This is a genomic window from Iningainema tapete BLCC-T55 (assembly GCF_014698965.1).
Taxonomy (GTDB): domain Bacteria; phylum Cyanobacteriota; class Cyanobacteriia; order Cyanobacteriales; family Nostocaceae; genus Iningainema; species Iningainema tapete.
This window is the reverse complement of record NZ_JACXAE010000072.1, coordinates 88862-114479: the sequence shown is the minus strand read 5'-3', so window position 1 is coordinate 114479 and position 25618 is coordinate 88862. Positions and strand designations below refer to the sequence as shown.

Annotated in this window: 23 protein-coding genes; 11 read left to right on the top strand and 12 right to left on the bottom strand. The window is 42.4% G+C overall.

Going from position 1 to position 25618, the window contains the following annotated elements; translation table 11 throughout:
• Positions 1 to 138: 138 nt before the first annotated feature.
• The 3 genes from dapA to ICL16_RS21565 all read left to right on the top strand — a co-directional run bounded on the left by dapA (position 139) and on the right by ICL16_RS21565 (position 3925).
• Positions 139 to 1026, top strand: a complete 888-nt coding sequence (dapA, locus tag ICL16_RS21575; protein WP_190832650.1) for a 4-hydroxy-tetrahydrodipicolinate synthase — start codon at positions 139 to 141, stop codon at positions 1024 to 1026.
• Positions 1027 to 1279: 253 nt separating this feature from the next.
• A complete protein-coding gene (locus ICL16_RS21570) occupies positions 1280 to 3052 on the top strand; it encodes a ribonuclease J (RefSeq protein ID WP_190831856.1) in 1773 nt (590 codons plus the stop codon).
• Between the two features lie 501 nt (positions 3053 to 3553).
• Positions 3554 to 3925 carry a Mo-dependent nitrogenase C-terminal domain-containing protein gene (locus tag ICL16_RS21565; RefSeq protein ID WP_190831854.1) on the top strand — a complete coding sequence of 124 codons (372 nt, stop codon included), beginning with the start codon at positions 3554 to 3556 and terminating at the stop codon, positions 3923 to 3925.
• A 78-nt stretch (positions 3926 to 4003) separates the two neighbouring features.
• On the opposite strand, the gene ICL16_RS21560 is transcribed toward ICL16_RS21565, so the two are convergent.
• Entirely contained in the window at positions 4004 to 5854 is a 1851-nt protein-coding gene (locus tag ICL16_RS21560; protein WP_190831852.1) for a caspase family protein, read from the bottom strand.
• Positions 5855 to 6112: 258 nt separating this feature from the next.
• Here ICL16_RS21560 and ICL16_RS21555 point away from each other — a divergent pair, with 258 nt between their 5' ends.
• From ICL16_RS21555 to ICL16_RS21545, 3 genes are all read left to right on the top strand, one after another.
• Complete coding sequence (locus ICL16_RS21555) at positions 6113 to 6661, top strand: hypothetical protein (RefSeq protein WP_190832648.1); 549 nt, start codon at positions 6113 to 6115, stop codon at positions 6659 to 6661.
• A gap of 81 nt (positions 6662 to 6742) precedes the next feature.
• Complete coding sequence (gene rpmF / locus ICL16_RS21550) at positions 6743 to 6913, top strand: 50S ribosomal protein L32 (RefSeq protein WP_190831850.1); 171 nt, start codon at positions 6743 to 6745, stop codon at positions 6911 to 6913.
• A 151-nt stretch (positions 6914 to 7064) separates the two neighbouring features.
• On the top strand, positions 7065 to 7658 hold the full coding sequence (locus ICL16_RS21545; protein ID WP_190831848.1) for a sulfite oxidase-like oxidoreductase: 594 nt from the start codon (positions 7065 to 7067) through the stop codon (positions 7656 to 7658).
• A gap of 84 nt (positions 7659 to 7742) precedes the next feature.
• Here the strand turns inward: ICL16_RS21545 and ICL16_RS21540 are convergent, their stop codons facing one another.
• The 5 genes from ICL16_RS21540 to ICL16_RS21520 form a co-directional block, all read right to left on the bottom strand.
• Positions 7743 to 9122 carry an aldehyde dehydrogenase gene (locus tag ICL16_RS21540; RefSeq protein ID WP_190831846.1) on the bottom strand — a complete coding sequence of 460 codons (1380 nt, stop codon included), beginning with the start codon at positions 9120 to 9122 and terminating at the stop codon, positions 7743 to 7745.
• A gap of 66 nt (positions 9123 to 9188) precedes the next feature.
• Positions 9189 to 10286, bottom strand: coding sequence for an ATP-binding response regulator (locus ICL16_RS21535; protein WP_190831844.1), 1098 nt, complete (start codon positions 10284 to 10286; stop codon positions 9189 to 9191).
• A 170-nt stretch (positions 10287 to 10456) separates the two neighbouring features.
• A complete protein-coding gene (locus tag ICL16_RS21530; RefSeq protein ID WP_190831842.1) occupies positions 10457 to 10618 on the bottom strand; it encodes a hypothetical protein in 162 nt (53 codons plus the stop codon).
• Positions 10602 to 11174 (bottom strand): hypothetical protein, encoded by a 573-nt coding sequence (locus ICL16_RS21525; RefSeq protein ID WP_190831840.1) that lies wholly within the window; start codon positions 11172 to 11174, stop codon positions 10602 to 10604. Before ICL16_RS21525 ends, ICL16_RS21530 begins: the two co-directional genes overlap by 17 nt.
• A 48-nt stretch (positions 11175 to 11222) precedes the next feature.
• A complete protein-coding gene (locus tag ICL16_RS21520) occupies positions 11223 to 11384 on the bottom strand; it encodes a hypothetical protein (RefSeq protein WP_190831838.1) in 162 nt (53 codons plus the stop codon).
• Positions 11385 to 11545: 161 nt separating this feature from the next.
• Between ICL16_RS21520 and ICL16_RS21515 the strand changes: the two genes are divergently transcribed.
• Genes ICL16_RS21515 through ICL16_RS21505 form a run of 3 tightly spaced genes read left to right on the top strand, consistent with a single transcriptional unit; the run spans position 11546 to position 18177 of the window.
• On the top strand, positions 11546 to 11884 hold the full coding sequence (locus ICL16_RS21515) for a CU044_2847 family protein (RefSeq protein WP_190831836.1): 339 nt from the start codon (positions 11546 to 11548) through the stop codon (positions 11882 to 11884).
• On the top strand, positions 11868 to 14114 hold the full coding sequence (locus ICL16_RS21510) for an AAA-like domain-containing protein (protein WP_190831834.1): 2247 nt from the start codon (positions 11868 to 11870) through the stop codon (positions 14112 to 14114). The genes ICL16_RS21515 and ICL16_RS21510 overlap by 17 nt, the downstream gene beginning before the upstream one ends.
• Positions 14086 to 18177, top strand: a complete 4092-nt coding sequence (locus ICL16_RS21505) for a peptidoglycan-binding protein (RefSeq protein WP_190831832.1) — start codon at positions 14086 to 14088, stop codon at positions 18175 to 18177. Before ICL16_RS21510 ends, ICL16_RS21505 begins: the two co-directional genes overlap by 29 nt.
• Before the next feature lie 157 nt (positions 18178 to 18334).
• Here ICL16_RS21505 and ICL16_RS21500 read toward each other — a convergent pair whose 3' ends face one another.
• The 3 genes from ICL16_RS21500 to ICL16_RS21490 all read right to left on the bottom strand — a co-directional run bounded on the left by ICL16_RS21500 (position 18335) and on the right by ICL16_RS21490 (position 19868).
• On the bottom strand, positions 18335 to 18502 hold the full coding sequence (locus ICL16_RS21500) for a type II toxin-antitoxin system HicA family toxin (protein ID WP_337907099.1): 168 nt from the start codon (positions 18500 to 18502) through the stop codon (positions 18335 to 18337).
• The gene (locus tag ICL16_RS21495; RefSeq protein ID WP_190831822.1) at positions 18502 to 18744 is read right to left on the bottom strand and encodes a type II toxin-antitoxin system HicB family antitoxin; all 243 of its coding nucleotides are present in this window, start codon (positions 18742 to 18744) and stop codon (positions 18502 to 18504) included. Before ICL16_RS21495 ends, ICL16_RS21500 begins: the two co-directional genes overlap by 1 nt.
• Before the next feature lie 179 nt (positions 18745 to 18923).
• The gene (locus ICL16_RS21490; protein ID WP_190831819.1) at positions 18924 to 19868 is read right to left on the bottom strand and encodes an RpnC/YadD family protein; all 945 of its coding nucleotides are present in this window, start codon (positions 19866 to 19868) and stop codon (positions 18924 to 18926) included.
• 541 nt (positions 19869 to 20409) lie between these two features.
• Between ICL16_RS21490 and ICL16_RS21485 the strand changes: the two genes are divergently transcribed.
• Entirely contained in the window at positions 20410 to 20883 is a 474-nt protein-coding gene (locus tag ICL16_RS21485; RefSeq protein WP_190831816.1) for a hypothetical protein, read from the top strand.
• Positions 20884 to 21067: 184 nt separating this feature from the next.
• On the opposite strand, the gene ICL16_RS21480 is transcribed toward ICL16_RS21485, so the two are convergent.
• The 3 genes from ICL16_RS21480 to groES all read right to left on the bottom strand — a co-directional run bounded on the left by ICL16_RS21480 (position 21068) and on the right by groES (position 23934).
• Positions 21068 to 21853, bottom strand: a complete 786-nt coding sequence (locus ICL16_RS21480; RefSeq protein WP_190831813.1) for a methyltransferase domain-containing protein — start codon at positions 21851 to 21853, stop codon at positions 21068 to 21070.
• Positions 21854 to 21916: 63 nt separating this feature from the next.
• Entirely contained in the window at positions 21917 to 23557 is a 1641-nt protein-coding gene (gene groL, locus ICL16_RS21475) for a chaperonin GroEL (protein ID WP_190831811.1), read from the bottom strand.
• 65 nt (positions 23558 to 23622) lie between these two features.
• Positions 23623 to 23934: a co-chaperone GroES gene (gene groES, locus ICL16_RS21470; protein WP_190832646.1), complete on the bottom strand. Its 312-nt coding sequence runs from the start codon at positions 23932 to 23934 to the stop codon at positions 23623 to 23625.
• Positions 23935 to 24933: 999 nt separating this feature from the next.
• On the opposite strand from groES, the gene ICL16_RS21465 reads away from it, so the two are divergent.
• A complete protein-coding gene (locus ICL16_RS21465; protein ID WP_190831808.1) occupies positions 24934 to 25611 on the top strand; it encodes a response regulator transcription factor in 678 nt (225 codons plus the stop codon).
• Positions 25612 to 25618: the final 7 nt, after the last annotated feature.

The following is a 25618-nucleotide window of genomic DNA, read 5'->3' as shown; positions in this document are numbered from 1 at the left end:
GTAAATTGATGGCATGGGGCGTCTCTACATTTATTTAGTGAGGCATCTGTACTTGAAAAAATTGGCAAATAGGTTATGAAAAGAAAAAACCACCAAGATAAAAAAAATAAAGTACGTAATTAGGAGAAAAAAAGTGTGGTGGTAGATTTTGGCAAAGTTTTAACAGCGATGATTACGCCGTTTAAAGCAGATGGCAGTGTTAATTATGATCTAGCAGCCCAAATAGCAGCACATTTAGTAGAAAACGGTACGGATACATTAGTAGTGTGTGGTACAACAGGAGAATCTCCAACTTTAACTTGGGAAGAAGAATATCAACTGTTTGTTGTGGTTTTAGCGGAAGTAGGTGACAAAGCTTATGTGATGGCAGGATGTGGTTCTAATTCGACCAAAGAAGCGATCGCAGCAACGCAAAAATCAGCTAAAATAGGAATACATGCTACATTACAAGTAGTTCCTTACTACAATAAACCGCCACAAGCAGGACTTTACCAGCATTTTCTGGCAATAGCCCAAGCTGTGCCAGAGATGCCATTGTTGTTATACAATGTACCGAGTCGTACTGGTCAAAACCTCCATGCCGAAACAGTTGCCAAGTTGGCTGAGGTAGAGAATATTGTCGGTATTAAAGAAGCTAGTGGCAATTTAGACCAACTAAGTGAAATCCGTAGGTTGACATCGCCCGAATTCCAGATTTACTCTGGAGAAGATTCCTTAACGTTGCCATCGTTAGCAATTGGGGCAAAGGGCGTAGTGAGTGTAGCTTCTCATCTGGTAGGAAACCAACTACAACAGATGATTAAAGCTTACAACTCGGGTGAAGTTAAAGTAGCAACCGAAATACATCTCCAACTGTTACCGTTATTTAAAGCTTTGTTTGCAACTACAAATCCGATCCCAGTGAAGAAAGCATTGCAGCTTCAGGGCTGGGATGTGGGTTCACCTCGTCTGCCCCTATGCGAAGCGGATGATGATCTCAATCCAAGGTTAGTAATGGTTCTGAAGGAACTAAATTTAATTTCATGAAAACTGGTGAAAAGCTAGTGAAATAGGTAGAAAAAATACATAAAAAAATTGTGCGTAATTATTACCATGTCGCAGGTAAAAGACCTGTGTTACGACTGAAAAATAAATATAGTATCAATTCTGTTGATTGAACAATTGAAAATACAGATAATACTGTTTTTTCAAACGCTCGTTTATAGACAGTTCCTATTCGCCTATCCTACAAGACACTAATTTTCAAATCTTTAACAGCAAAGAACAATCTAAGGAGAAAATGATTAAAAACGAAACCGAATCTGCCCTAAAAATCATTCCATTGGGTGGACTACACGAAATTGGCAAAAATACCTGTGTTTTCGAGTACGAAGATGAAATTGTGCTGCTAGATGCAGGGTTGGCTTTTCCTACAGATGGAATGCACGGAGTAAATATTGTTCTCCCAGACATGACTTATCTACGGGAAAATCGCCACAAAATTAAGGGTATGATCGTTACCCACGGTCATGAAGACCACATTGGCGGGATTGCTTTTCACTTGAAGCAATTTGACATACCCGTAATTTATGGTCCTCGCCTTGCTTTGGCAATGCTAGAGGGTAAGTTGGAAGAAGCAGGGGTGCGCGATCGCACAGAATTACGAAGAGTCATGCCACGTGATGTGGTAAGGATTGGCAAACATTTTTTTGTGGAGTATATCCGTAATACCCATTCCATCGCCGATAGCTTCACTGTAGCTATTCATACACCACTTGGCTTAGTCATCCACACGGGAGATTTTAAATTTGACCATACGCCAGTTGATGGAGAGCGTTTCGACCTACAACGGTTAGCAGAACACGGAGAAAAAGGCGTACTTTGTCTTCTCAGCGACTCCACTAACTCAGAAGTACCCGGATTCACACCTTCAGAACGTTCAGTTTACCCAAATCTAGAGCGGATTTTTGCTCAAACCAAAGGGCGACTGTTCGTAACCACCTTTGCTTCTAGCGTGCATCGCATCAACATGGTCTTGCAACTAGCGCAGAAGTACAACCGTGTGGTGACAGTGGTAGGGCGTTCCATGCTCAACTTAATTGCTCATGCCCGTAATCTTGGTTACATCAAATGCGAAGATAATCTACTTCAACCGTTGCACGTTGTGCGTAATCTCCCAGAAGAGAACGTATTGATTTTGACGACAGGTTCTCAAGGAGAGCCGATGTCAGCCATGACGCGCATCGCCAATCAAGAACACCCTCATATTAAAATCAGGCAAGGAGATACAGTAGTATTCTCAGCTAACCCAATTCCGGGAAATACTATTGCTGTGGTCACCATCATCGATAAATTGATGATGCAAGGTGCAAATGTAATTTATGGTCGAGAGAAAGGGGTTCACGTTTCTGGTCACGGATGTCAAGAAGACCAAAAGTTAATGATCGCCTTAACTCGTCCCAAATTCTTCGTACCAGTTCACGGTGAACATCGGATGCTAGTTAAGCACGCCGAAACCGCACGAAATATGGGCATTCCTGCCGAGAATATGGTAATTATTCAGAATGGTAGTGTAATAGAACTAACTGAAGATTCTATCGATGTAGCTGGTAAGGTCCCAGCCGGCATCGAGCTAGTAGATACTTCTAGTTCTGGTATGGTTAGTGCCAAAGTATTGCAAGAACGGCAACGGATGGCAGAAGAAGGTTTGGTGATTATTGCCGCCGCAATAGATTGGAATGGCAAGCTGTTAGCTAAGCCAGAAATTCACATCCGGGGTGTAGTAACTAGTATTGAACGCCCATTGTTGCAAAAGTGGGTACAACAAAGACTTGAAGAAATTCTCGGCGTGCGCTTTACAGAATTTGCCCATTCCACAGAAAGTGAACAATCAGATGTAGATTGGGGTGGATTGCAAGAAGTTTTAGAGCGAGAAGTAGCGCGATCGCTTAAAAAAGAATTACATTGTCAACCATCTGTGAGTTTGTTAATGCAAATTCCCGAAGAACCTGCAAAAGTTGTCACCGACGGTAGAAGGCGTCGCACTCGCACTGCAGCACAAGTAGCGTCTTAAAGCGTTAGAAGAATAACCAGATCAACCAGATCCCCGACAACTTTTACGAAGTCGGGGATCTTGGCATTGCGCTAGGACATCAAGATGATTACACCATGTCTGACGCGGCTGGTGGCATTTTATTCTGCGGTTAATAGCATTCTTCAACACTTCTAAATCACTCCCAAAGGCTTCACACGTATTTGTACTTAGTAATAAATACTGTTATGGAAGTACTGCATCAGGTGTGTGTAAAACCCACATCATAACCTATCTTTGGGTAGATGACTTTATTGAAATTTTATATGTGTCAAGTTATAAATAAAATGCCATAATCACATTGGCAATTAAGGGTCAATTGGGTTTAACTTGTCGTAAGATTAAACAGGTTCCGATTCAAGTGGCTACTTGAGAACCAAATTGTATCTCGTTCTGAACAATATTCTTCCGGGAGAGGCTATCTCCACGTTGTAGATGATCATCAGGCAGTTCAAAACCCTCAATAATACAGAGGAGTGAACCATGAGGGTATTCGATAATACCACAAAAAAGATTTTCTTGGCAAGCTGGGTATCAATCAACCAGACAGAAGCTAAAGCAGCTAATGTAACCCAGCAACCCCGTCAATCCACGATACGTAATATTATCCAACCGCTACGACAGTGGTTAGACAATATTCAAATTCGCGACCGCCAACTAGCTCATCGTTTATGCAAACTGATTCCTGCTCAATGTCCTTTTGAGCGCGATGTCAAGTTACTGGGTAAAACCCTGTTTCACATCCCACCGATGTGTAAGCTCAACCCCTTGTACGAGGAGTTGGTTGGTTTACGTTTTCGAGCGCTATGCTACCTAGCTGATGAATGTGGCGAAGATGTGACGCAATACTGCTAACACAGAGTTACTAGCTAATGGTTAATGGTTAATGGTTAATTGTTCTATTAACCATTAGCCATTAACAATTAACAATTACTATTTTTTCTGCCATTTTTTAATAGCTGCTTGGGCTTTGTTGTAAGCCGCTGTTTCCTTAGGAACTAAAACAGCAGTTTCAACAGCCGCCTGGAAATCTCCTTTAGCAGCGCGACGAGTTGCAAGAGACAAAATTTTCTCACCCCAAGTATCCATAGATTTTTTAGCGTCATCAAAGCCAGGTTCACCAGGTAATATTTTCTTGACAACCTCAATCGCACGATTATAAGTAGATGCCTGTTTGGGTTGAATTAAAGCACTAGCCGCATCTAAAAGAGCCTCGTTAGTCATAGACTGCTTTGCTTGCCGCCGCCATTTGATAATTGCTGCTTGTGCTTTTGGATATAAAAGATCTTCTTTACCAATTAATTGAGCAGCAGCCATAGCATTTGTTAACTGTTTTTGCTTGGCACGACTTTCTGCCAAGTCTAAAATCATCCTACTCCAAATCTTAATATTATCCTGAGCTTGTCCATACAGAGGTTCACCTAGTTTAATTTTGCGAGCAGCAACAATAGCTAAACTTATATCGCTTGCCTGATTTGGATTTAAAGACATATTTGCCAGTTCCAGTGATGCTTTTCGCAGCTTTTGTTGAGAAATCAAAGCAGATTGTCTGCTCACGGAAATTTCTGGTTCAACAGGTATTGGTGTAGGTATTGTTTTAACTATTTCTAGTTCAACAGGTATTGGTGTAGGCATTGTGACTTTTGGTATCAACACCTGGATAGTTTTGGTTGTAGTAGTTTTAGTTGAAGTAGAAATCTGCTCAACTTTAAAACCTGTTTTATGACGAATAAACGCCATTATTAAACCCAGTACCAGCAGTGTAGTTGCACCCCACAGAAGGAACCATTGCCAAAATGAGGCGTTTGCTGTTTTTTTCTTGTGATAGTTACTTGCACCAGAAAAAGATGGTGAGAGGGGGAGTTGGGGAGGAAGAGAGTGAGGGAGTGGGGGAGGTGGGGAGTGAGGGAGTGGGGGAGTTGGGAAGGAAGGGAGTGAGGGAGAGAATAGATTCCAATTCTCCGGTGCGCCTCGAACATGAAACTGCACCCCTACTCCTCTACTCCCCTGCTCTTTTTCCCCTACTGGGGCGCTTACTCTGTCTATTTTTACTTCCCATTGCGGCAAAATTATTTGCTCTGTGGATTTGATAAAGCTAACAGGGTTTTGCGTCGGACGCCAGTAGAGTTGACATAACTCAGGGGTATGAGTGCTTAGGTATCTTTCTAGCTTTACTAATGTGCTGCTATTACCAAAACGTAAAGCTTCTAACAAGGCTGCTGTAAAAAACCCGTGACCTAGTTCACCGCTTTCGTGAGAAAATTGCTCTGGTTGGCAAGAAAGAATCGTCGAAACTCGTAATTCTTGGGCAAGATCAATCGTTTCTTGTCCAATTAGAGCGTCTGCTTGGATACCAAAAGCACGGTTAATATCTAGTAATACTAATGTATCAAGACCAGCAACTTGCAGACTTTGGAGAATTTGTCGCACTTCTATACCAGTCTGTTCAACATAATCTGGATTTCCTTCCACTGGCATCAAGTAATCGTGTCCTTTGTGGTTGACACCATAACCGCTAAAGAAAAACCAGAGTCTGTCTTGCGGTTGCCAACAAGCTGCTGCTAAATCCTCAAGCAAAAGGAGAATGTTCTCTTTAGTAGGATAAGTTGATCGATCTCCAAGGGGCGGTGAGGTATCTGTCATCAGCAGACACTGCTGTGGTAAAAAACCCCCCTCTGCAACTAAAAAATTCCTGAGCGCCTCCGCATCTGCTTGGGCGCAACCTAGAGGTTGAAAAAAATGGTATTGATTTATGCCAATGGCTATCGCCCAGTTGTTTGCCATCGCGCTTTCTGTTGGTTATGGTTTGCTTTGTGAAGATTATTGGCTTTGCGGAAAAAACAAAGTTAATCTATGTTTATGAGTCTAAGTGATTATTACCACATCTCTATATAAGATGTGATTTTTATGACTTTTTGATAGATTCACTTAATTTAAATTCGTTGATCACAAAAGGAGCTAGAGGTTATGAGGAGTTGTACAAGTACATTTAGCAAAATTCCTTTTCCAGTCAGGAGTTATTTCGAGCCGCTCATAAAATCTATGCCGTTAATAGGTAAGAAAATCCGGATCGCTTCTGCTGTATTTTGGTTAAGTGTCGGTGTTCCTTTGTGGCTAATTACGGAAACAATTACGCCTCAAATTGTACAAGCTTATACAGCAAGGGTAGACCTGTTGATTGACAGGTTACCAGAAGAAAATTACGAAACCATGTTGCTTCGGGCAGAAGCGGCAGCAAGAGCGGCAACTCAACGTAGCTTTGACCAAGATATTTTGGTTACAGATGTTTCAATCATTGTTTCTGTACAAAGTTATGGAGCGATCGCACCAGTGATAGAATTAGGCGTCACTCGCGCACAATGGCGCAAACGTCCCGATCCGCAACGTTGGGCAACTTACTTCAAAACTGCGCAAACACTACTATTTTTTGGACAAAATTCCTTAACTTCCGTACAGACGCCCCAACGGAGCGTCTCTACACCCAACCCAACACCACAACCGAATAACGTCTCTACACCCAACCCAACACTACAACCGAATAACGTTCTGCCTGTACCACCGCCGCCACCCTTGAGTCCTACAGCAAAATGACCAATTCTCATTCACTGCTGACTACCCGATTACTGCATGACATAGAATAGTAGGGTTGTAAACAATTACGTACCCTAACACATGGCTGTTCCTAAGAAGAAAACATCCAAGTCTAAACGAGATAAACGTCGTGCAACTTGGAGGCACAAAGCTGTAGTTGAAGCTCAGAAAGCTCTCTCTCTGGGCAAGTCGATTTTGACTGGACGTTCAACATTTGTCTATCCATCTGCCGAAGAAGAGGAAGAATCGTAGAACGATCGCTCCATGCGCTAAAAGCTAATTGCTAATCGAGAACCTAGTGTGCTGTTAGCCATTAGCTATTAGCTATTACTTACCGTTAGACCGATACTAAAAAATTTAATCAAAAGTAAAGTGTCTTCACAAATCATATTTTTCTGTCACTATGCTCGGAAAATTTTTTCAAAAACCAACTAACCAGGAGGGAGAAAGAGTTCCCCCAGGTCAATACTTAACTAAAGGCTTCCCTGTATTAACTTATGGTGCAACTCCCCAAGTCAGTACAGACAAATGGGAATTTAAAGTTTGGGGTTTAGCAAAACCTGCAACCTTTACCTGGGCTGACTTTATGGCACTACCCCAAAACGAATTCACAGCAGACTTCCACTGTGTAACCCGTTGGTCTAAACTTGATGTCAAGTGGACTGGCATTAAGGTGACAGACTTCATGAAACTAATTGAAGTAGACTCCAAAGCAGTCCATGTCATGGAACACTGCTACGGGGGCTACACCACCAATATCCCCATTGAAGACTTTGTGCGGGAAGAAAACTTCTTTGCCTTTAAAGTATTTGGTGAACCTCTACCAGCAGAACATGGTGGTCCCTTACGATTAGTCGTTCCTCATTTGTATGCTTGGAAAAGTGCCAAGTGGATTAATGGTTTGGAGTTTCTAGAACGAGAGGAACATGGTTTTTGGGAACGCAACGGCTATCATCGTCGTGGCGAACCCTGGGCAGAAGAACGATACAGCAATTAATTTCCCTAGTTCCCAGGCGAGCGCCTTTCTAGTTCCCAGGCGAGCGCCTGGTAATTATAGAGTCGAGGCGGAGCCTCGATACTGCTAACCCAAAAATCGCTTCAACCAAGCCAGCTTACCTTGGTAAGGAGCATACAATAATTTAATGTCAAGCAACAAAGGTTTGCTAAAAACACTTTTGTAATGAGAAAAAGTGTCAAAACTAGCTTTACCATGATAGCTACCAATACCGCTATCACCAACACCTCCAAATGGTAAAGATAAGACACCACTGTGCATCATTGTGCTATTGATGCCCACTCCACCGGATGAGGTTTCACGCAAAACTCGCTGTTGCAAATTTTTATTATTAGTAAATAAGTACAAAGCCAAGGGTTTTGGTTGAGAGTTAATTAAGGCGATCGCATCAGCAATATCCGTATATTCAATTACAGGCAAAATCGGACCAAAAATTTCTTCTTGCATAATCTCAGAAGTTGAGGAAACATGATCAATGAGTGTAGGAGCGATATAAAGTTCGTCCGGATTTGTTTCTCCTCCAATCAAAATGTCTCCATCTTTTAACAAGCGAACTAACCGCTCAAAGTGTTTTTGATGGATAATCCTGCCATAATCTGGGCTGCTGGCTGGATTGTCACCATAAAATTCTTGAATACAGCCTTTGATAGTAGCTAACAAATTTTTCTTGATATTTTTATTAACTAAAAGATAGTCAGGCGCAATACAACTTTGTCCAGCATTAATAAACTTACCCCAAGTAATGCGTCTAGCAGTATGTTCAATATGGATGTCATTATCAACAATGCAAGGAGATTTACCACCCAATTCCAAAGTTACAGGCGTGAGATGTTTTGCTGCTGCCTCCATCACTATTTTGCCCACAGCCGTACCACCAGTAAAAAATATGTAGTCAAATTTTTCTCTAAGTAGCTGCTGACTGGTTTCTACCCCGCCTTCTACGACAGCTATGTATGCTGGGTGAAAACATTTTTCGATGATTTTACGTATAATACTAGAGGTGTGAGGGGCAAGTTCTGAAGGTTTGATAATTGCACAATTTCCTGCGGCGATCGCACCTACTAACGGTACTATATTCAACTGGAATGGATAGTTCCAAGCACCAATAATTAAAACCACTCCTAGCGGTTCTGGATAAATTTTTGCCGATGCAGGTAATAGTTGAGCGTTAACGGATGCTTTTCTTGCCTTAGTCCAATTTTTGAGGTTTTTAATAGCATAATCTATCTCTTTTCTAATTAAGATAATTTCTGTGGCAAAAGTCTCAAATTCTGGTTTATGTAAATCTGCTTTTACTGCTTGAAAAATTTCTTGCTCATCTTCAATAATTGCTTGTTTTAAAGTTTTTAGTTGAGAAGAGCGAAAATTAATATCTTTTGTTTTCCCGCTTTGAAAAAAATTACGTTGTTGAGAGATAATATCAGCAATTGATAATTGAACAATCATATTTTTTCCTCTGCTTCTTTAGAAACCCTGATCAGAAACCCGACTTCTTCAAGAAGTCGGGTTTCTCTACTGTTTTATAGGTAAACTGACAATAAAAGTACTACCTTTACCCACCTCCGAATTGACGAGAATAGTGCCTTGATGTGCCTCGACAATGCGGCGAGAAAGATAGAGTCCTAAACCACTACCAGAACTCTTATGGCTTCCTTGGCGAAATCGTTCAAACAAGGTTGCTTGTTCTTCAGGAGGAATACCAGAACCTGTATCCGCTACCTCAATTGTAATCCGGTCATCGGCAGTTATGGGTGGGATCAGACGAATAGTAATTGACCCGTGATCGGTGAATTTGATCGCATTACCGATTAAATTAGTAAATAGTCGATGTAATTCTAGGCGATCGCCCATGACGGTCGTTATAGCTGAGTTATCACCCAAATCTAGAAATATTTCGAGTTGCTTTTGAGCTGCGAGTGTAGACAATTCTTTGGCAACCTCTTCGAGTAAAGAGCGTAGATTTACAGGTTGAAAGGCCAGAGTTTTGCGACCCGCTTCAAAACGGTAAACTTCTAGTAAGGTATTGACCATAGCAAGCAGGTTGCTGTTACTGCGTCCCATGATCGTAATTACTTCGTGCATTTGTGGTGACAACTGTCCCAAAGCGCCTTCTTGTAACAGTATCAGCATCCGTTCAGCAGCAACTAGGGGTGTGCGTAAGTCGTGAGTAAGACGCGAGACAAAATCTTGACGTTGACGGGCAATTTCATCGCGTTCATCTATACTATGCTTGAGGCGTAGTAGCGATCGCACCCGTGCTAGTAACTCATCCACTGTTACAGGTTTGCGGATAAAATCATCAGCCCCCAAGTCCAATCCGTGAGCGACATTAGGTGAGTCGTGGGCGGTAATCAGTAGAATGGGGATAAAAGCCAATGCCGTATTTTCCCGGATACGCTTAGTTACTTCGTAACCATCCATTCCAGGCATCATCAAATCTAGCAAAACTAAGTCACAAGCACAGGTTTCAAGTTGTGCCAGTGCTGAAGCACCATGTTCTGCCGTGCAAACCGTGTAGCCTTCTTCCTCCAAAATGGTTTTGATTAAAAACACGTTATCTGGAGAATCATCAACAACGAGAATCTTGTCCGAGTGAGAAGATTGTGTCATGGAGCGGCGGGAAGAAACACACTTGAGGGAAAGTTAGTTACAGTTGTATCATTTTCTCTATCTTTTGCCAGAGTTGACCGCCCACGAAAAAACATTCTTTACACTTTATCTGTGGGGAAAAATGGGGCGACGGAGGCGAGCGCCTACTTAACCCATACTACCCACGTAGATCAAGTGCGATCGCTAATTTCGTCCCTATATGGTATGGAACTAACGCGGCAATTCAATTCAATTTCTTCTATGCGTTCCTTAACAGCTATAGTCGCCTCCTCCCGTGTGTCAAAGTTCCGCAGTTCAAATGCTTTTTGTCCACTTTCACAGATTATAGGCAACTGTAGTGTAACCATGATTGGCAATTCTACCAATTTCTACCATCCAACCTTGATAGATAATGAAGTTTGTTCCTACCATATACATTAGGCGTGGCAAAAGGGTTTTGTTGATCCGATGTTGAGCTAGTATATCTATTCCATAAGGGCAGACTCTAATCAAGGTTTTGGCAAAATTTTCGGCTTTTTTGTAAGACTTAAAAGTTTTCCTGTGCCAGAAATGTCTATTTTGAGGGTCCCATAATTGTAGTATATAACCAACTGGGATAGGAGAAATTTTGAAATTCCACAAGTTTCTGATCTTGGCTGTATATTCGTCCACAGCATACTCTCTGTGCCTCACAAACTGCTCAAATTCTCCTAGTGAATCAACAGTAACTGCTTTTTTATGAAGCCTTTTTAGCGCCGCCAAATCATTTATCCGATTGATGACCTTGGTAACGTAGCTGGAAACGTACTCAAACCGCGTTTCTAGAACAGCAAACACAAACTCTCGACCTTGTTGGACAATTGCTTGCTTAATCTTCTTACTTTCATCCCAAGTAAAAAACTCCATCATATTCACGTCCTGATAACTTCTAGCTGCGTCAAAGCTCCTCGTAACTTCTTACTTCTTGTAAGCCTTCTGACTAGGCTCAATTTCCAATCTAACCGACTTTGTAGGTTTTGGTGCGTCGCTATCAAATTGATCGACGAGGCGCTTGCCAATTTCTGGTTCTAGCTGTTGCAGGCGATCGCCACGCAAATAGCTCAAAGCTTGTAGAATCATTTCAAATGCTGAGTTTCATAGAGTGTATAATAATCCATAAGTAAAAATGAACACTATTACTATTCAAGTTTTCAACCAGCACTTGCTAAAAGCAAACAAACAGCTACTCGTCTTGGCATGTCAATAGAAGAATCTGAAAAATATTGCTTTGAGGTGAGCGTGTGAAGCGCATAGTTGAATTTCCTCTCGAAAATGGTGACTCCATTTTTGTAGAAATAGATGAACCAGTAGACATTGATAGTCGCATCGGTCTAAGGGATGAGATTGTAGAAAAAGCTAATCAGACTTTCGAGTCGGCTTTGGAAAAAATTAAGCCCGTAGCTAATGTGATTCTCACCAAAGTACGTAGTTTACATCAGCCAGCAGATGAAGTAGAAGTCAAGTTTGGCGTCAAAATCGTTGCCGGACTTGGGGCAGTGATTGCTTCTGGTAGTGGGGAGGTAAATTACGAAATTACCTTGAAGTGGAAAAAGGATTCACACAATGACCAAACCGCTTGAGTTATCTGTTGTGAGAATTTACTCAAACAGCGGCAAAGTCGTTGGTGCTGGTTTTTTGGTTTCCCAAAAATACATCCTCACTTGTGCTCATGTAGTAGCAGATGCTTTGGGGCTTTCACGCACCATTGTTGAAAAACCCTCGCAAGCAGTCAGCTTAGACTTCCCACTAGTGGCGGCGAAACAGTTTTTCACAGCTAAGGTAATTTTCTGGCAACCAGTTAACCCCGATGAATTTGCAGAAGATATTGCGGGATTAGAGTTAGAGAGTTCTCCTCCAGAAGCTGCAACACATGCGCAATTGGTGAAATCAGAAGACTTGTGGGGGCATAATTTCCAAGTTTTGGGTTTTCCGAGCAAGCAATCCAATGGGGTTTGGGCTTCTGGCGAGTTACGTGCACCAATAGCTAACGGTTGGGTTCAAATTGAAGATGTGAAACAACAGGGTTATGCTTTAGAGCCAGGTTTTAGTGGTGCGCCGATATGGGATTGTGAGCTTGAGGGTGTAGTAGGAATGGCGGTGGCGGCGGAAATAAATCGACAAAATGCCAAAGCTGCTTTTATGATTCCCACAAAGGTGCTGTACGAAGCATGGTCTGAGTTAGGTAAACAAGAGATGCCATCAGGGACTAGTCAAAGTGCCAAATTTTTTATCAGCTATCGCACTCAAGAACCTGATGCAAGCCTTGCCCAGGAGTTTTATAATGCCTTGAAAGCTGCCGGACATCAGGCATTTATGGCGGGAGAGTCTATTCGATTAGGGGAAAATTGGGTTGAACGCATTAATAGAGAATTGCAAAAGTGTGATTATTTCTTGCTGCTGTTATCTCCACAATCGGCAACTAGTGAAATGGTGACAGAAGAAGTGCGACGGGCGAAGGAATTGCGTGATTTACATCCTCAAAACAAGCCGATGATTTTGCCGATTCGCGTCAATTTTCCTATAAGTTCGTCACTCAATTATGATTTGCGAGGTTATTTGAGTCAGATTCAGCAGCGAGAGTGGAATTTGCCTGCTGATACTCCCAAGATTTTAGAAGAAATTCTGGCACTGTTGGCAACGAATAAGGCAAGCGAAGAAATAACAGCTGTAGATGATGAGTTATTTTTGAGTCCCGTAGACAAAATATCCACTGCATCTGTGTTGAGTAAAGTTGCTACCGTTGCCCCTCCGTTACCAGTAGCAGAACCAGAATTGCCAGAAGGACAAGTGGATATGGCTTCTGCGTTTTATGTAGAGCGATCTCCCATTGAAGAACGCTGCTACGAGGCAATTGTCAAGCCAGGATCTCTCATCCGAATCAAAGCACCTCGGCAAATGGGTAAAACATCTCTCATGGCGCGGATTCTTCATCAAGCTTCGCAACAAAATTGTCTAACCGTACCTTTAAGCTTTCAACTGGCGGATGGGAAGGTTTTTGCTGATTTGGATAAATTCCTTCAGTGGTTTTGTGCCAGTGTGGGAAGGAGGCTAAGGATACCTAATAAGTTAGCGGACTACTGGGACGAAATTTTTGGCAGTAAAGATAACTGCACTGCTTATTTCGAGGAGTATCTTTTGGCAGAAATCAACCAACCCCTAACTTTGGGTTTGGATGAAGTTGATTTGGTATTCCAATATCCTGAAATTGCCGCAGACTTTTTTGGACTGTTACGGGCTTGGCATGAGGGGGCAAAAAATCAGGATATTTGGAAGAAATTGCGGTTAGTAGTGGTGCATTCCACAGAAGTTTACATACCATTGAACATTAATCAATCGCCATTTAATGTTGGTTTGCCGATAGAGTTGACTGAATTTAGCTCTGAACAAGTGTTTACATTAGCACAAAGACATGGACTTAATTGTAAGGCTACTCAAGTTGAGCAGTTAATGGCAATGGTTGGAGGGCATCCATTTCTGGTAAGGGTAGCGTTGTATCGCATTGCGAGGCAAGATATTACGCTTAATGCGTTGTTGCAAACAGCACCCACAGAAGCAGGACCTTACAGCGACCATTTGCGACGGCATTTGTGGAATTTAGAACAGCGTCCGGAATTGGCTGCTGCTATCAAGAAGGTAGTTGCTACACATAGTCCTGTAAGATTAGATTCTATACAAGCCTTTAAGCTGCTCAGCATGGGCTTGGTGCATCTGCAAGGAAATGATGTCACCCCACGTTGCGATTTGTATCGTCAATATTTCCGCGATCGCCTGAGAGTCACCCATGAACACAGCAATAAAACCAGCGTATGAATATCAAGTTGGGGGGAGTTTGCCAATTGATGCTCCTAGTTATGTGGTACGTCAGGCAGACCAAGATTTATATGAAGCATTGAAAGCTGGGGAGTTTTGTTATGTCCTGAACTCACGGCAGATGGGCAAATCTAGCTTGCGGGTGCAAACGATGCAACGTCTGCAAGCAGAGGGGATCGCTTGTGCAGCGATTGATCTCACAAAAATTGGTAGCAAGCACGTTACACCAGATCAGTGGTATGCGGGAATAGTCCGTAGTTTGGTGAGCAGTTTTGAACTTTCAGGAAAGTTTCATTTGCGCAGTTGGTGGCGCGCTCGCGATCATCTTTCTCCAGTACAGCGTTTGAGCGAGTTTCTTGAAGAAGTTCTGCTTGTGGAAATTTCTCAACTCATCATTATTTTTGTAGATGAAATCGATAGCATCCTCAGTCTGAATTTTTCAATTGACGATTTTTTTGCTTTGCTCCGAGACTGTTACAACCAACGTGCTGACAAGCCAAAATACAGGCGTCTGACCTTCACGCTGTTGGGCGTTGCAACTCCCTCAGATTTAATTCAAGATAAAAATCGCACACCGTTTAATATTGGTAGAGCAATTGAACTCAATGGTTTTCAATTACATAAAGTCCAGCCTTTAATTCAAGGACTTATGGGAAAAGTTAGCAATCCTCAAGCAGTGCTGCAAGAAATTTTGGCTTGGACGGGTGGGCAGCCGTTTCTTACGCAGAAGCTGTGTAAATGTATCTTAGTAGGTTTTGATGCGTTGGCAATTGAGGAATTGGTACAACGACGCATCATCGAAAATTGGGAATCTCAGGATGAACAGGCACACTTGAAAACGATACGCGATCGTATTTTGAGCAACGAGCAGCATGTTGGTAGGATGCTGGGGCTTTATCAGCAAATTTTGCAACAAGGAGAACTTGCAGCGGATGACAGTTCCAGTCAAATGGAATTGCGGCTGTCCGGGTTGGTAGTAGAAAAGCAAGGAAATCTAAGAGTTTATAACCCGATTTATCAAGCTGTTTTTGACCTGAATTGGGTTGAGCAGGCATTGGCTAGTTTGCGTCCCTATGGAGAGAGGATAGCGCTGTGGTTAGCTTCAAATTGTCAGGATGAATCCCAACTGCTGCGGGAAGAAGCGTTACGGTATGCTCGGCAATGGTCTGCTGGTAAGAGTCTAAGCGATCAGGATTATCAATTTTTAACTGCAAGCCTTGAATTGGACAAACGAGATGTTCAATTTGCTTTAGATGCCGAAAGACAAGCTAAGCAGATTGTAGCTGAGGCGCAACGAAGAGCAGAACTTGCTTTGGAGGAAGAAAGACAAGCTAAGCAGATTGTAGCTGAGGCGCAGCTAAGAGCAGAACTTGCTTTGGAGGAAGAAAGAAAGGCTAATCAGAGGTTAACTCAAACGCAACAAAAGACTAAGCAGTCGATTCGTATAGGGCTGGCTGGATTAGGCATAATATCATTCATAGCAATAGGATTAGGCGTATGGGCAGAACAGTCACGTATAGCTTTTAAAAAATCACAGCGAGATCTAAGCAACGCACAACGCAAACAGCAGAGGCTACAAACAGAAAATTCCGGTATGCAGCAAAAACTTCAAGATCTAAGTAAAAGAGGAGAAGATGCAAATTCAAGATTAGAAAAGACGCAAAACTCCATGACATTAACACTGGCAAAACTAGCAGATACAAGAAGAAAAGAGTCGGAGGCAAAAATAAAAGAGTCGGAGGCAAAAATAAAAGTTAAACAGGTGCAAAACTCCTCAATATCAATGAAGGCTCAACAAAGAAAGCTCAAAGAAGAAGTAGAAAAAAAAAGTAATGAGCTAGCAAGTAAAGACCAGGAAATTAAAGCGGCAAAAGAAACAATTAACTTGGTGCAGACAAAAGTCAAAAAGACTAAGCAAGAACAACAGCAGTTAAAAGCTCAAGCCGAAGCTAATGAAACTCTTCACAAGTGGAAAATAGTCTCTTTATTGAAAGAGATAAATTTTCTTACTTGGTTAGCAAGCAAATTCTCCTATGAGCTACAAAACTCCAATTCTAAACTAGGAAGCTTGCGCTCGCCATTAGAATCACCAGGAGATTTTAGATTTGAAGATGTACAACCAGAGAGATTTCAACAGTCACAAACCCCTAATTTTAGACGTTACCTGGTTTATGTTAACAATGATAGCTCTTCCCTTCTGGAACAAGTAAAGAAGATAGAGCCAGTCTTTGCATGGAGGTGTAAGTCTAGAGGAAGATACATAATTGTGGCAGGGAGATTTGACAATGAATTTGATGCTTCACAGCGCGTTAGTGAGCTAGCATTAAAGGGCATCAGTGCTGAGATTGACATTACTTCTGTTGAACAGGAACCGAACGAATATTCAAAAAGTGTAATTAGAATAGGCGATTGCGGTGAGGCAGTCAGCGCTTTGCAACGGGATTTACAACAGCTAAACTTCTTTAATGGTCCGATTACGGGTAACTTTGGTCGCGAAACTCAGCAAGCAGTGATCCGATTCCAGGAATTTTATGGTATACGTGCTGATGGTGTTGTTGGTGAAGCGACTAGAGACACAATACGTATCAGTCTCAACCCAGGTGGTGGAGTTGGCGGTGGCGTTGAAGGGATAAATTTTGGCGATCGCGGTGCGGAAGTGACACGACTACAGCAAGCTTTGCAGCAGTTACGTTATTTTAACACTAATCCCACAGGCTATTTTGGTTCTACCACCAGAGATACCGTAGCGCGTTTCCAGCAAGATTATGGACTAACACCTAATGGTGTTGCCGACGCACAAACTTTAGACGCTATCTCTAATGCTTTGCAAGGTCAAAATCCTGGATGTAATACAGCAACAGGTGATATTTGTCAAGGTGAAAGAAGTCAACGAGTGATGACAGTACAACAGCGATTGCGGGATTGGGGATTTTTTAACGGTAATATTAATGGCTATTTTGACCCAACAACTAGGGATGCTGTAGCTCAATTTCAGCAGTACTCAGGAATCAATCCCACCGGATTTGTCAATTTTGAAACTTGGCAAGCATTACGTTTGGGTAATCAGGGTAATCCAAACGCAGAAAATCCCAGCACCAAAAATCGCTATGTCGTGGTAGTACCAATGCGCAGTAACGATGTTCTCAGTAGAGTGCGCCAGTACGTACCAGAAGCATTCTGGGCTGAATCCAGACGAGGTGCTTACGTAAATGCTGGACAATTTCGCAATCACTTAGATGCAGAACAAGTTTATAAATTGTTGCTTTCTCGTGGTTTAGATGCACGAATAGAATACTTGGGTAATACTTATTCAAATAATAACTCACCTTTTGATAGTAACAACTCCCCACAACCAGCAACTAACCTACCACCACCAGTGGATCTCTACCATCAGCCACAACCACAAAATATTTACAACCCCCCACAATCACCAGTGGCGATCTATAACAATCCGCCACAACCATTAGGGGTATATGATACTCCCCCACAACCACAAAATATTTACAACCCCCCACCACCAGCAAGTAACCTGTTACCACCAGTAGGGATCTACAACAACCTGCCACAGCCGCAAAGTATTTATAACAACCCTCCACAACCTCCCAATCCCAGTGTGCCGCCAACCTTGACACCCTTACCACCAAAGACCTATCAGCCACAGCAGCCATTTGTCAGTGTACAGCCGCTTATTCCTAATAAAGCCTCTCAATTACCTGGTTCTATTCTTCCCCCACCTTCTTTCCCAAATCAGTCTGGTAATCTTAATAGTGTACCGCCGCCGCTTATTGCTAATAACGCTAACTCAGCGGGACTGGGTGACGCAGGCAACATCAACATCAGCCTTAGGAGTACACAAGGTAGAATTCATACTGCTCCAATTGCAGATCCTCAGGAACAATCAGGTCAGTTAAGTGTCCTTGAGTTGCAAAGGTGGTTGAAAGATAGGGGTTTTTACAACGGTCCGCTTGATGGTGTTTTTGGAGATAAAACCAGGGCTGCACTCCAAAAAGCTCAGCGCTTTTACAGCAACAGTAAAAGTGAAATTCCCAACAGACGCCCGTAGCATAGATGGAGAGATAAAGCTTGATGATGTAAATGTGATCGCATCCTCACCCCAAACTGAGTGATCACATCTTTAGCGCAAAATAAGTGATCGCCCCTTCAAAATCAAAACTGCTCCCACTCATTCTTTTCAATCCCGGCTTGCCGCAATATTTCAGCTAAAAGCCCCTTGCCGATATCACCTCTATGAGGGGGTTTGGCAGCCACACCGTGATGTCTTCCTCGTGCATAAACTGGTGTTTGCTACCTGAATAAGGACCAGCAAAACCTAGTTGCTTTAAATAGCGAATCAAATCGCGGCGCTTAATTGGTCCAAACGGAGGCATTATGCGACTTCCTTAACGGATAATTCAATGCCGTCAACAACAGGTAACGGTAACTTCCTTGAGCGCCGCAACAAAATCCAGTCTTCCAAAACTTCAGCTAATTCTTCACGGGTAGCTTCAAGTGTATCCTTGTTAGCGTAAACACCCTGCAAACCAGAAATTTCACCGTAAAATGTACTATCATCTGGCAAAATCTTATACTGAGCTTGTCGCATGGCAGCTTGTATGTATTTTGTCAACATAGCAATGTCATAATTATCTAGAAACAGTTTAGCCAAATTAACAGCAATCTGTGGGCGATCGCCCTCTCACCAAAAGCAAGCGATCGCCCACAAGGAAATTTATCCGCAAGAGTGAGCGATGAAAGAGAGTAGCCGCGCCGAACCTGCTATGGATTTAGACTATTTACGATTCTCCACGCTTATTTACTTTCATTGAGAACCTGCTTCCATTCTTCTATAGAACCAGTGGTAATTGCATTTGTGAAGAGGGCTTCAAGCATTGACTGCTCCTCAATACCATTGATAACTTCTACAACTGACTCTGGCACTTGTCCAAACCGCGTCTGTAGGATTTTAATCACATTTGCTCGGTTTGTTTCAATAATTGCTTCTTCTTTTGCCAACCGTTCAATACTGGTTACGTACCGCATTCTAGTTGCCTCCTCGTCATTTCTCAGTTGCGCTTTAAAATCACTTGCCAATTCTTTGGGCAAAACCATCACCCAGTCAATAAACCGAAACAAACCCAGTATGTCTTCTCGGCTATATCCCTGTTCAAACAATCTTCTGGTTAGGCTTAATTTCCACTGTAACCGACTTTGCGGGTTTCGGTGCGTCGCCTTAGTTTTCAGATGTGCCATCACCACTACACTAAAGGGATTGGTGCTTTGTTCTAGAGTTTCCCACTGCGCCTCATAGTCCAAAAGTTTTACGATGGGAAACTCTAAACTGACACGACATCCACCAAGTACATAAGAGTAACTTGATGGTCGCCAATTTACCTCTTCGTCTGCCAAAACTGCTAAACTAATCACTTGCTGTTTGTGGCGATCAAATAAACGGTAATTGTATGTGTACATCCGTTGGGCAAATTCCTTGTCATATTGCCCTTGAACTTCCACATGAAGCAATACCCAAGCTTGTTCACCATTAACTAACGAAACTTTCGCCACTTTATCGACGAGTCGCTTGCCAATTTCTGCATCTGGCTCTAGCTGTTGTAATTCCTGATCGAGGAATTCATAGTCTTTTTCCCAATCAACAACAGCGTAAGCTTCCGGGAAAAAGAATTCTAAAAAGCGAGGAAAAAAGCCTTCAATCACTTCTTTCCAGGGATTATCATAGTCTGTGCGCTGCTCGGTCATTTAATTTTGCATTGTTTTTTGAGTATAAATTATAGCTTCTTATCTAGCATCCGTATCTACAGCAGGCTCGCGCCACTCAAATAGCCCAACACTTATGAAATCACCTCAAATGCTCTTGATATTAACTGAGTAATTATGCCGTGGCGATCGCCACATGATTAGCTCTCATCAGAGAATTAATCTCTTAGTTTTTATTCTTATAAATAATTTAAGGTTATTTAAAGTTTTGAACAATTTCTAGTTATTTTTATCTAAAAACGAGAAATTCAAAAATTAATATCTTGCTAGATAAAAGTAATACAAATGATTAATCTATAATCAATTTATAAAATTAATAAAATATATTTCTGTGTAAAATTAAATGTACTATTCAAGTGTTTAAAGTTGCAGCATAAACAAAATTCAGTCTGCAAAGCGTTTGTTATCAAGCGGATTTTGTGCTGCAATGCTTTAAATCATTTCACCTAGAACACACAAGGTGAAAACCAGCAGTGGTTACAGTTTTGTCCCATAACTTATGAAAGGAATGAGGTAGAAGGATATGGAAGAAGAGTTAATTGGTACTGAAACTACCGATCCTACTGGTACTGAAACTACTGGTACTGGCACTAGTGAGCCAGTCAACTTAGGATTTCCTGGTATAGGTCAAATTGATACCTTAACTGGTAATGCAGAAGGTAGAAACCTATATCTCTTAGGACTACCCACAGATAACGGACCTGTTGTCTTCTACAATGATGGTGATCCTAACACTGCAGGGATTACCGACTACGCATTGATTACTAACTTTGTCTTCGCAGAAGACCCAAATACACAAGATAGAATAGTGCTTACTGGCGATCTAAGTAGCTATTCCATAGGTGCATCTCCTGAAGGTTTACCATCAGGTGCGGGGATATTCTACACGCTGAATCAGGCAGCGCCTGAACTGATTGCAATTGTGGGGAATGTTTCCGATCCTTCACAATTAAATATCAACGATCCTAACCAATTCGGTTTTGTGAATTTCGTTTAACAGCATCTTGCTAACTCCAAGATGAACTGACTATAGTCATATCAAGTTGCATTTCACTCTTGCACTTGGTATGACATTTTAATTAAGGCTAAATTTTTATAACTTTTTTGCTAGAAAATCTTCGTAACGCACCTTGTTCTGAAGATGTGTTACACTGGGAAGATCGCACCCTACATTCCCATTTTTAATTTTTAATTGCATCTGCAAGGTGTACGCTGGTGCTATAAACCATGTACACAAAACCACTCTCATCGCAAAAGCGCTGATACAACTCTTGCAAAGCGGAAATAAGTTGCTGATTGACTGTTCCTTTACGGGGAAGGTAAGAAGAACTCATCGCACGACCAATAAGTCCAGTTAAATCTAACTCTTGCCGATAAACAAACGTATATTCACGCATATTGACAAAGTAGGAAGTTGTTAACAGTGGTTCCACCGATTTCATCCGCGCCTCTGCTGGGTGGTTACTTGATGCTGTACGAATCACTCTGCTATATTCAGCCGTAAACTCGTCATTTAAATCGCGGTTATTCCACACCAAAGCCAATCGTCCTGACTGTTTGAGAATACGGCGAAATTCTAATAAAGTTGGTTCAGGATTGAACCAGTGAAAGGCTTGAAAACAAGTTACTAAATCAACAGATGCATCGGCTATGTTAGTAACTTCTGCTGTTCCATCCCGAAATTCTACTCTTGGATGAGGTTCAGCCACTTCTCTCATCGCCGCGTTTGGTTCAATAGCAATTACATTGACATCACGAAGAGCTAACAACCGTGAGGAAATTCCCGTACCAGCACCAATATCTGCTGCTATAAGTTGTGATGGCGGTGCTAAGCCTTCCAGGATAATATCAATTGCTGAGGCTGGGTAGCTTGGTCTGTACTTCACATAATCCCCGGCTCGATCAGAAAATCGACTTAGCGGGTTGAGTGTGTGTAAGGGTGTTGCATCGGGGTTGGTTTGGTTCATATCAAACAAAAAACAGCCGCCTCCCGAAGGAAGCAGCCGTCTCAATTAGGGGGTGAGAAAATATTAGTAATCGAAATCGCCACCGCCCATACCAGCACCAGCGCCAGCAGGAGCATTATCCTTAGGTTCAGGCTTATCAACCACAATACACTCTGTAGTCAACACCATACCAGCGATAGATGCAGCGTTTTGCAAAGCGGAACGAGTTACCTTAGCGGGATCAACAATACCAGCAGCCAACAAATCAACGAATTCATTGGTAGCAGCATTATAACCAGTATTGAACTCCTTCTCCTTCACGCGCTCAGCAATCACAGCGCCATTTTGACCGGCATTTTCAGCAATCCGCTTGAGAGGAGCAGGTAAAGCACGAGCAACAATCATCGCACCAATCAACTCTTCACCTTTGAGGTTGCTGTTTGCCCATTCTTCCAAATGAGGAGCTAGGTGAGCAAAAGTTGTACCACCACCAGGAACGATACCTTCTTCTACAGCAGCTTTGGTAGCGTTGATAGCATCTTCTAAGCGCAACTTCTTGTCCTTCATTTCGGTTTCGGTAGCAGCGCCAACCTTGACAACGGCTACACCACCAGCTAGCTTAGCCAAACGCTCTTGTAGCTTTTCTTTGTCGTAGGAAGATTCGGTTTCATCCATCTGACGACGGATTTGCTCAACACGAGCCTTAACAGCAACATCGTTACCTTCGGCAACAACGGTGGTGTTGTCCTTAGTGATGGTGATGCGGCGAGCTTTACCCAGTGCATCCAGCTTGGTATTTTCCAGCTTCAAACCAGCATCTTCGGTGATCACTTGACCACCTGTAAGAACAGCAATGTCTTCTAGCATTGCTTTGCGGCGATCGCCAAATCCAGGAGCCTTAACAGCAGCAACATTCAGTACACCACGTAGACGGTTAACTACCAAAGTTGCCAAAGCTTCTTTCTCAATGTCTTCAGCGATAATTACCAAAGGACGACCAGCACGAGCTACTTGCTCAAGAACTGGTACTAAGTCTTGTACTAAAGCAATTTTCTTATCTGTTAGGAGGATGAAAGGTTCATCAAAAACTGCTTCCATCCGCTCTGCATCGGTAGCGAAGTAGGGGGAGATGTAGCCTTTGTCAAAGCGCATCCCTTCGGTGATTTCCAGTTCGGTAGTCATGGATTTACCTTCTTCCAAGGAAATCACACCTTCTTTGCCTACCTTATCCATTGCTTGGGCAATCATCTGACCGACTTCTTCGTCGTTACCAGCCGAAATTGCACCAACTTGAGCAATAGCTTTGGAATCTTCTACTGGACGAGCGTGTTCTTTGATTTTATCTACCAGGAAGTTGGTAGCTTTGTCAATACCTCGCTTGAGAGAAATTGCGTTAGCGCCAGCTGCAACGTTCCGCAAGCCTTCTTTGACCATTGCGTGAGCCAAAACGGTTGCAGTTGTGGTGCCGTCACCAGCAGCGTCGTTGGTCTTAGAAGCGGCTTGACGAATCAAGGAAACGCCTGTATTTTCTACGTGGTCTTCCAACTCGATTTCTTTGGCAATAGTCACACCATCATTAATGATTTGGGGTGCGCCAAACTTTTTCTCTAGTACTACGTTGCGACCTTTTGGACCAAGGGTGACAGCAACAGCTTCAGCTAAGATGTCCATGCCTCGCTCTAGAGCACGACGAGCGTTTTCGTTGTAGATAATGCGCTTTGCCATAGTTATCAACGATTGGGATCAAGCTATGTGGTAATTGTTAATTGTTAATTGCTAACGGTTAATTATTAGCTAACTACTGCGAGAATGTCTTTTTCAGAAAGCAACACGTATTCGTCGGTGCCGAGTTTGATGTCGGTGCCGGCGTATTTGGAGTAAAGTACTTTGTCTCCTACCTTGACATCCATTCCTTGACGACCACCGTCATCTTTGATTTTGCCATCACCAACAGCAACTACTTCGCCTACTTGGGGCTTTTCTTTTGCTGTATCGGGTAAATATAGACCACCGGCGGTCTTTTCTTCAGAGGCGCTCACTTTTACAAAAACGCGATCGCCTAATGGTTTTACTGTAGAAACGCTTAGAGATAAAGCTGCCATACGATATTTTTGCCTTGTTAGCACTCTCAACTCCTGAGTGCTAATTTAGCTAACTGTGGCATATATTGGCAACATTTTCTTTTGTACGGGTTCCCGAACTTAGTTGACCTCATATAAGTAATAATACTTAATATTCCTGAGCTTTCTGGTTTTGTTTGGGAAGTTACGAATAGTTTTATATGGTCAATATTTTTGGCAAAGCTGGGAAAGTGTTATACAACTGTAATCAGGGAACTGCACAAAGATGAAAAATCAAGTGATCAAGCCACATAAACACCCATTTCAAAAACCGCCACATTAACCGATCGAGTTCCATGTGAATGCGTACAAATGGGACTGATCTGGAGCGACACGTTTTTTGCCGGACACAAAAATGCTATAAGCTGCTCACAATTCAGTTGCGTCCACAAGTCGTGGGAATGCTTGAATCAGGAATTGTGTGCGCTTGTTGCCGTCCGTGTTGTATCTTGAGAACTTGAACGTCAACAGCTTACGCCTGTGAGTTGCAGTATTATATCTGATAATATTGGTTCATCTGGTTGGTTCTAGTGTTGCCATGTAATCAGTGGAAGTGATTGATAGGCATGTCGGATCGTAGATTAGTACGCATTTTCAACCGAACATGGGCTTTTGTTTCCCTGGTTTGTTGTCAACAAATAATAGAGGCTTAATATCCCAAGGATATGAAAAAGCAGTAAGCTATGAAAAGCGCGGGTAGATTTTTAATCAGGAGCATCTTGGAGCCAAAATTTGTTTGTTTACCTAAAGGAATATTATTTATTGAACGTTTTTTCACCCGCAACTTTCAAAGCGATATATAATAACGCATTATAGATACTACTGCTCTAAGTATCCTTACTAAACTTTTGCCTGGGCTCTAAATTTATCTTAAAAGTGGTAGCAACTTTAAAGAAATTGGCAAAGCAAAGGCTAGTTTTGAGGGAAAAAAAGCACAACATCTCAATAATCCACCAAAAAGGATAACTATTCAAGACCCTGATGGACAGAAGCGCGACAAGTGCCACTGCTATGAAAGAACCCAGCATGAAAGATTACAAACGACTTCTACTTATTGATGATGACCCCAACCTCATCTTGCTGGTGAAGGATTACTTGGAATTTAGGGGATACGAAGTAATCACTGCCGAAAATGGTCGAGAAGCTCTGGAAATTTTAGAGCAGGATATTCCAGACATGATCATCTGTGACGTAATGATGCCAGAAATGGACGGGTACACTTTTGTCGAACAAGTCCGGCAAAACGAACGCACAGGCTGGATTCCCGTTCTCTTCCTTTCAGCTAAGGGACAAAGCGCAGACCGAGTTAAGGGTCTAAATAAAGGTGCTGATGTCTACATGGTTAAGCCCTTCGAGCCAGAAGAATTGGTAGCTCAAGTAGAATCTTCTCTCAAGCAAACCATTCGCTGGAAAGAACACCAAGCAAAAGGAGGAGAAAACGGTTCCCGTATTCAAGTTCCCTTCGATGTGCAGTTGACCCCAACAGAACTTAAAGTAGTGCAATTTGTGGCTAGAGGCTTAGCTAACCGCGAAATTGCTGAAGAATTAAATGTTAGTCAACGCACGGTGGAAAGCCATGTGTCTAACATGTTGGGCAAAACTAATCTCCACAACCGCACGGAACTAGCGCGTTGGGCGATTGAAAATCAAATGGCGTAGGTAGAGA

Coding starts and splice junctions, on each gene's coding strand:
- ICL16_RS21570 (WP_190831856.1), top strand. CDS start 1,280: ATGATTAAAAACGAAACCGAATCTGCCCTAAAAATCATTCCATTGGGT.
- ICL16_RS21565 (WP_190831854.1), top strand. CDS start 3,554: ATGAGGGTATTCGATAATACCACAAAAAAGATTTTCTTGGCAAGCTGG.
- ICL16_RS21560 (WP_190831852.1), bottom strand. CDS start 5,854: ATGGCAAACAACTGGGCGATAGCCATTGGCATAAATCAATACCATTTT.
- ICL16_RS21555 (WP_190832648.1), top strand. CDS start 6,113: ATGCCGTTAATAGGTAAGAAAATCCGGATCGCTTCTGCTGTATTTTGG.
- rpmF (WP_190831850.1), top strand. CDS start 6,743: ATGGCTGTTCCTAAGAAGAAAACATCCAAGTCTAAACGAGATAAACGT.
- ICL16_RS21545 (WP_190831848.1), top strand. CDS start 7,065: ATGCTCGGAAAATTTTTTCAAAAACCAACTAACCAGGAGGGAGAAAGA.
- ICL16_RS21540 (WP_190831846.1), bottom strand. CDS start 9,122: ATGATTGTTCAATTATCAATTGCTGATATTATCTCTCAACAACGTAAT.
- ICL16_RS21535 (WP_190831844.1), bottom strand. CDS start 10,286: ATGACACAATCTTCTCACTCGGACAAGATTCTCGTTGTTGATGATTCT.
- ICL16_RS21525 (WP_190831840.1), bottom strand. CDS start 11,174: ATGATGGAGTTTTTTACTTGGGATGAAAGTAAGAAGATTAAGCAAGCA.
- ICL16_RS21520 (WP_190831838.1), bottom strand. CDS start 11,384: ATGATTCTACAAGCTTTGAGCTATTTGCGTGGCGATCGCCTGCAACAG.
- ICL16_RS21510 (WP_190831834.1), top strand. CDS start 11,868: ATGACCAAACCGCTTGAGTTATCTGTTGTGAGAATTTACTCAAACAGC.
- ICL16_RS21505 (WP_190831832.1), top strand. CDS start 14,086: ATGAACACAGCAATAAAACCAGCGTATGAATATCAAGTTGGGGGGAGT.
- ICL16_RS21500 (WP_337907099.1), bottom strand. CDS start 18,502: ATGCCTCCGTTTGGACCAATTAAGCGCCGCGATTTGATTCGCTATTTA.
- ICL16_RS21495 (WP_190831822.1), bottom strand. CDS start 18,744: ATGTTGACAAAATACATACAAGCTGCCATGCGACAAGCTCAGTATAAG.
- ICL16_RS21490 (WP_190831819.1), bottom strand. CDS start 19,868: ATGACCGAGCAGCGCACAGACTATGATAATCCCTGGAAAGAAGTGATT.
- ICL16_RS21485 (WP_190831816.1), top strand. CDS start 20,410: ATGGAAGAAGAGTTAATTGGTACTGAAACTACCGATCCTACTGGTACT.
- ICL16_RS21480 (WP_190831813.1), bottom strand. CDS start 21,853: ATGAACCAAACCAACCCCGATGCAACACCCTTACACACACTCAACCCG.
- groL (WP_190831811.1), bottom strand. CDS start 23,557: ATGGCAAAGCGCATTATCTACAACGAAAACGCTCGTCGTGCTCTAGAG.
- groES (WP_190832646.1), bottom strand. CDS start 23,934: ATGGCAGCTTTATCTCTAAGCGTTTCTACAGTAAAACCATTAGGCGAT.
- ICL16_RS21465 (WP_190831808.1), top strand. CDS start 24,934: ATGGACAGAAGCGCGACAAGTGCCACTGCTATGAAAGAACCCAGCATG.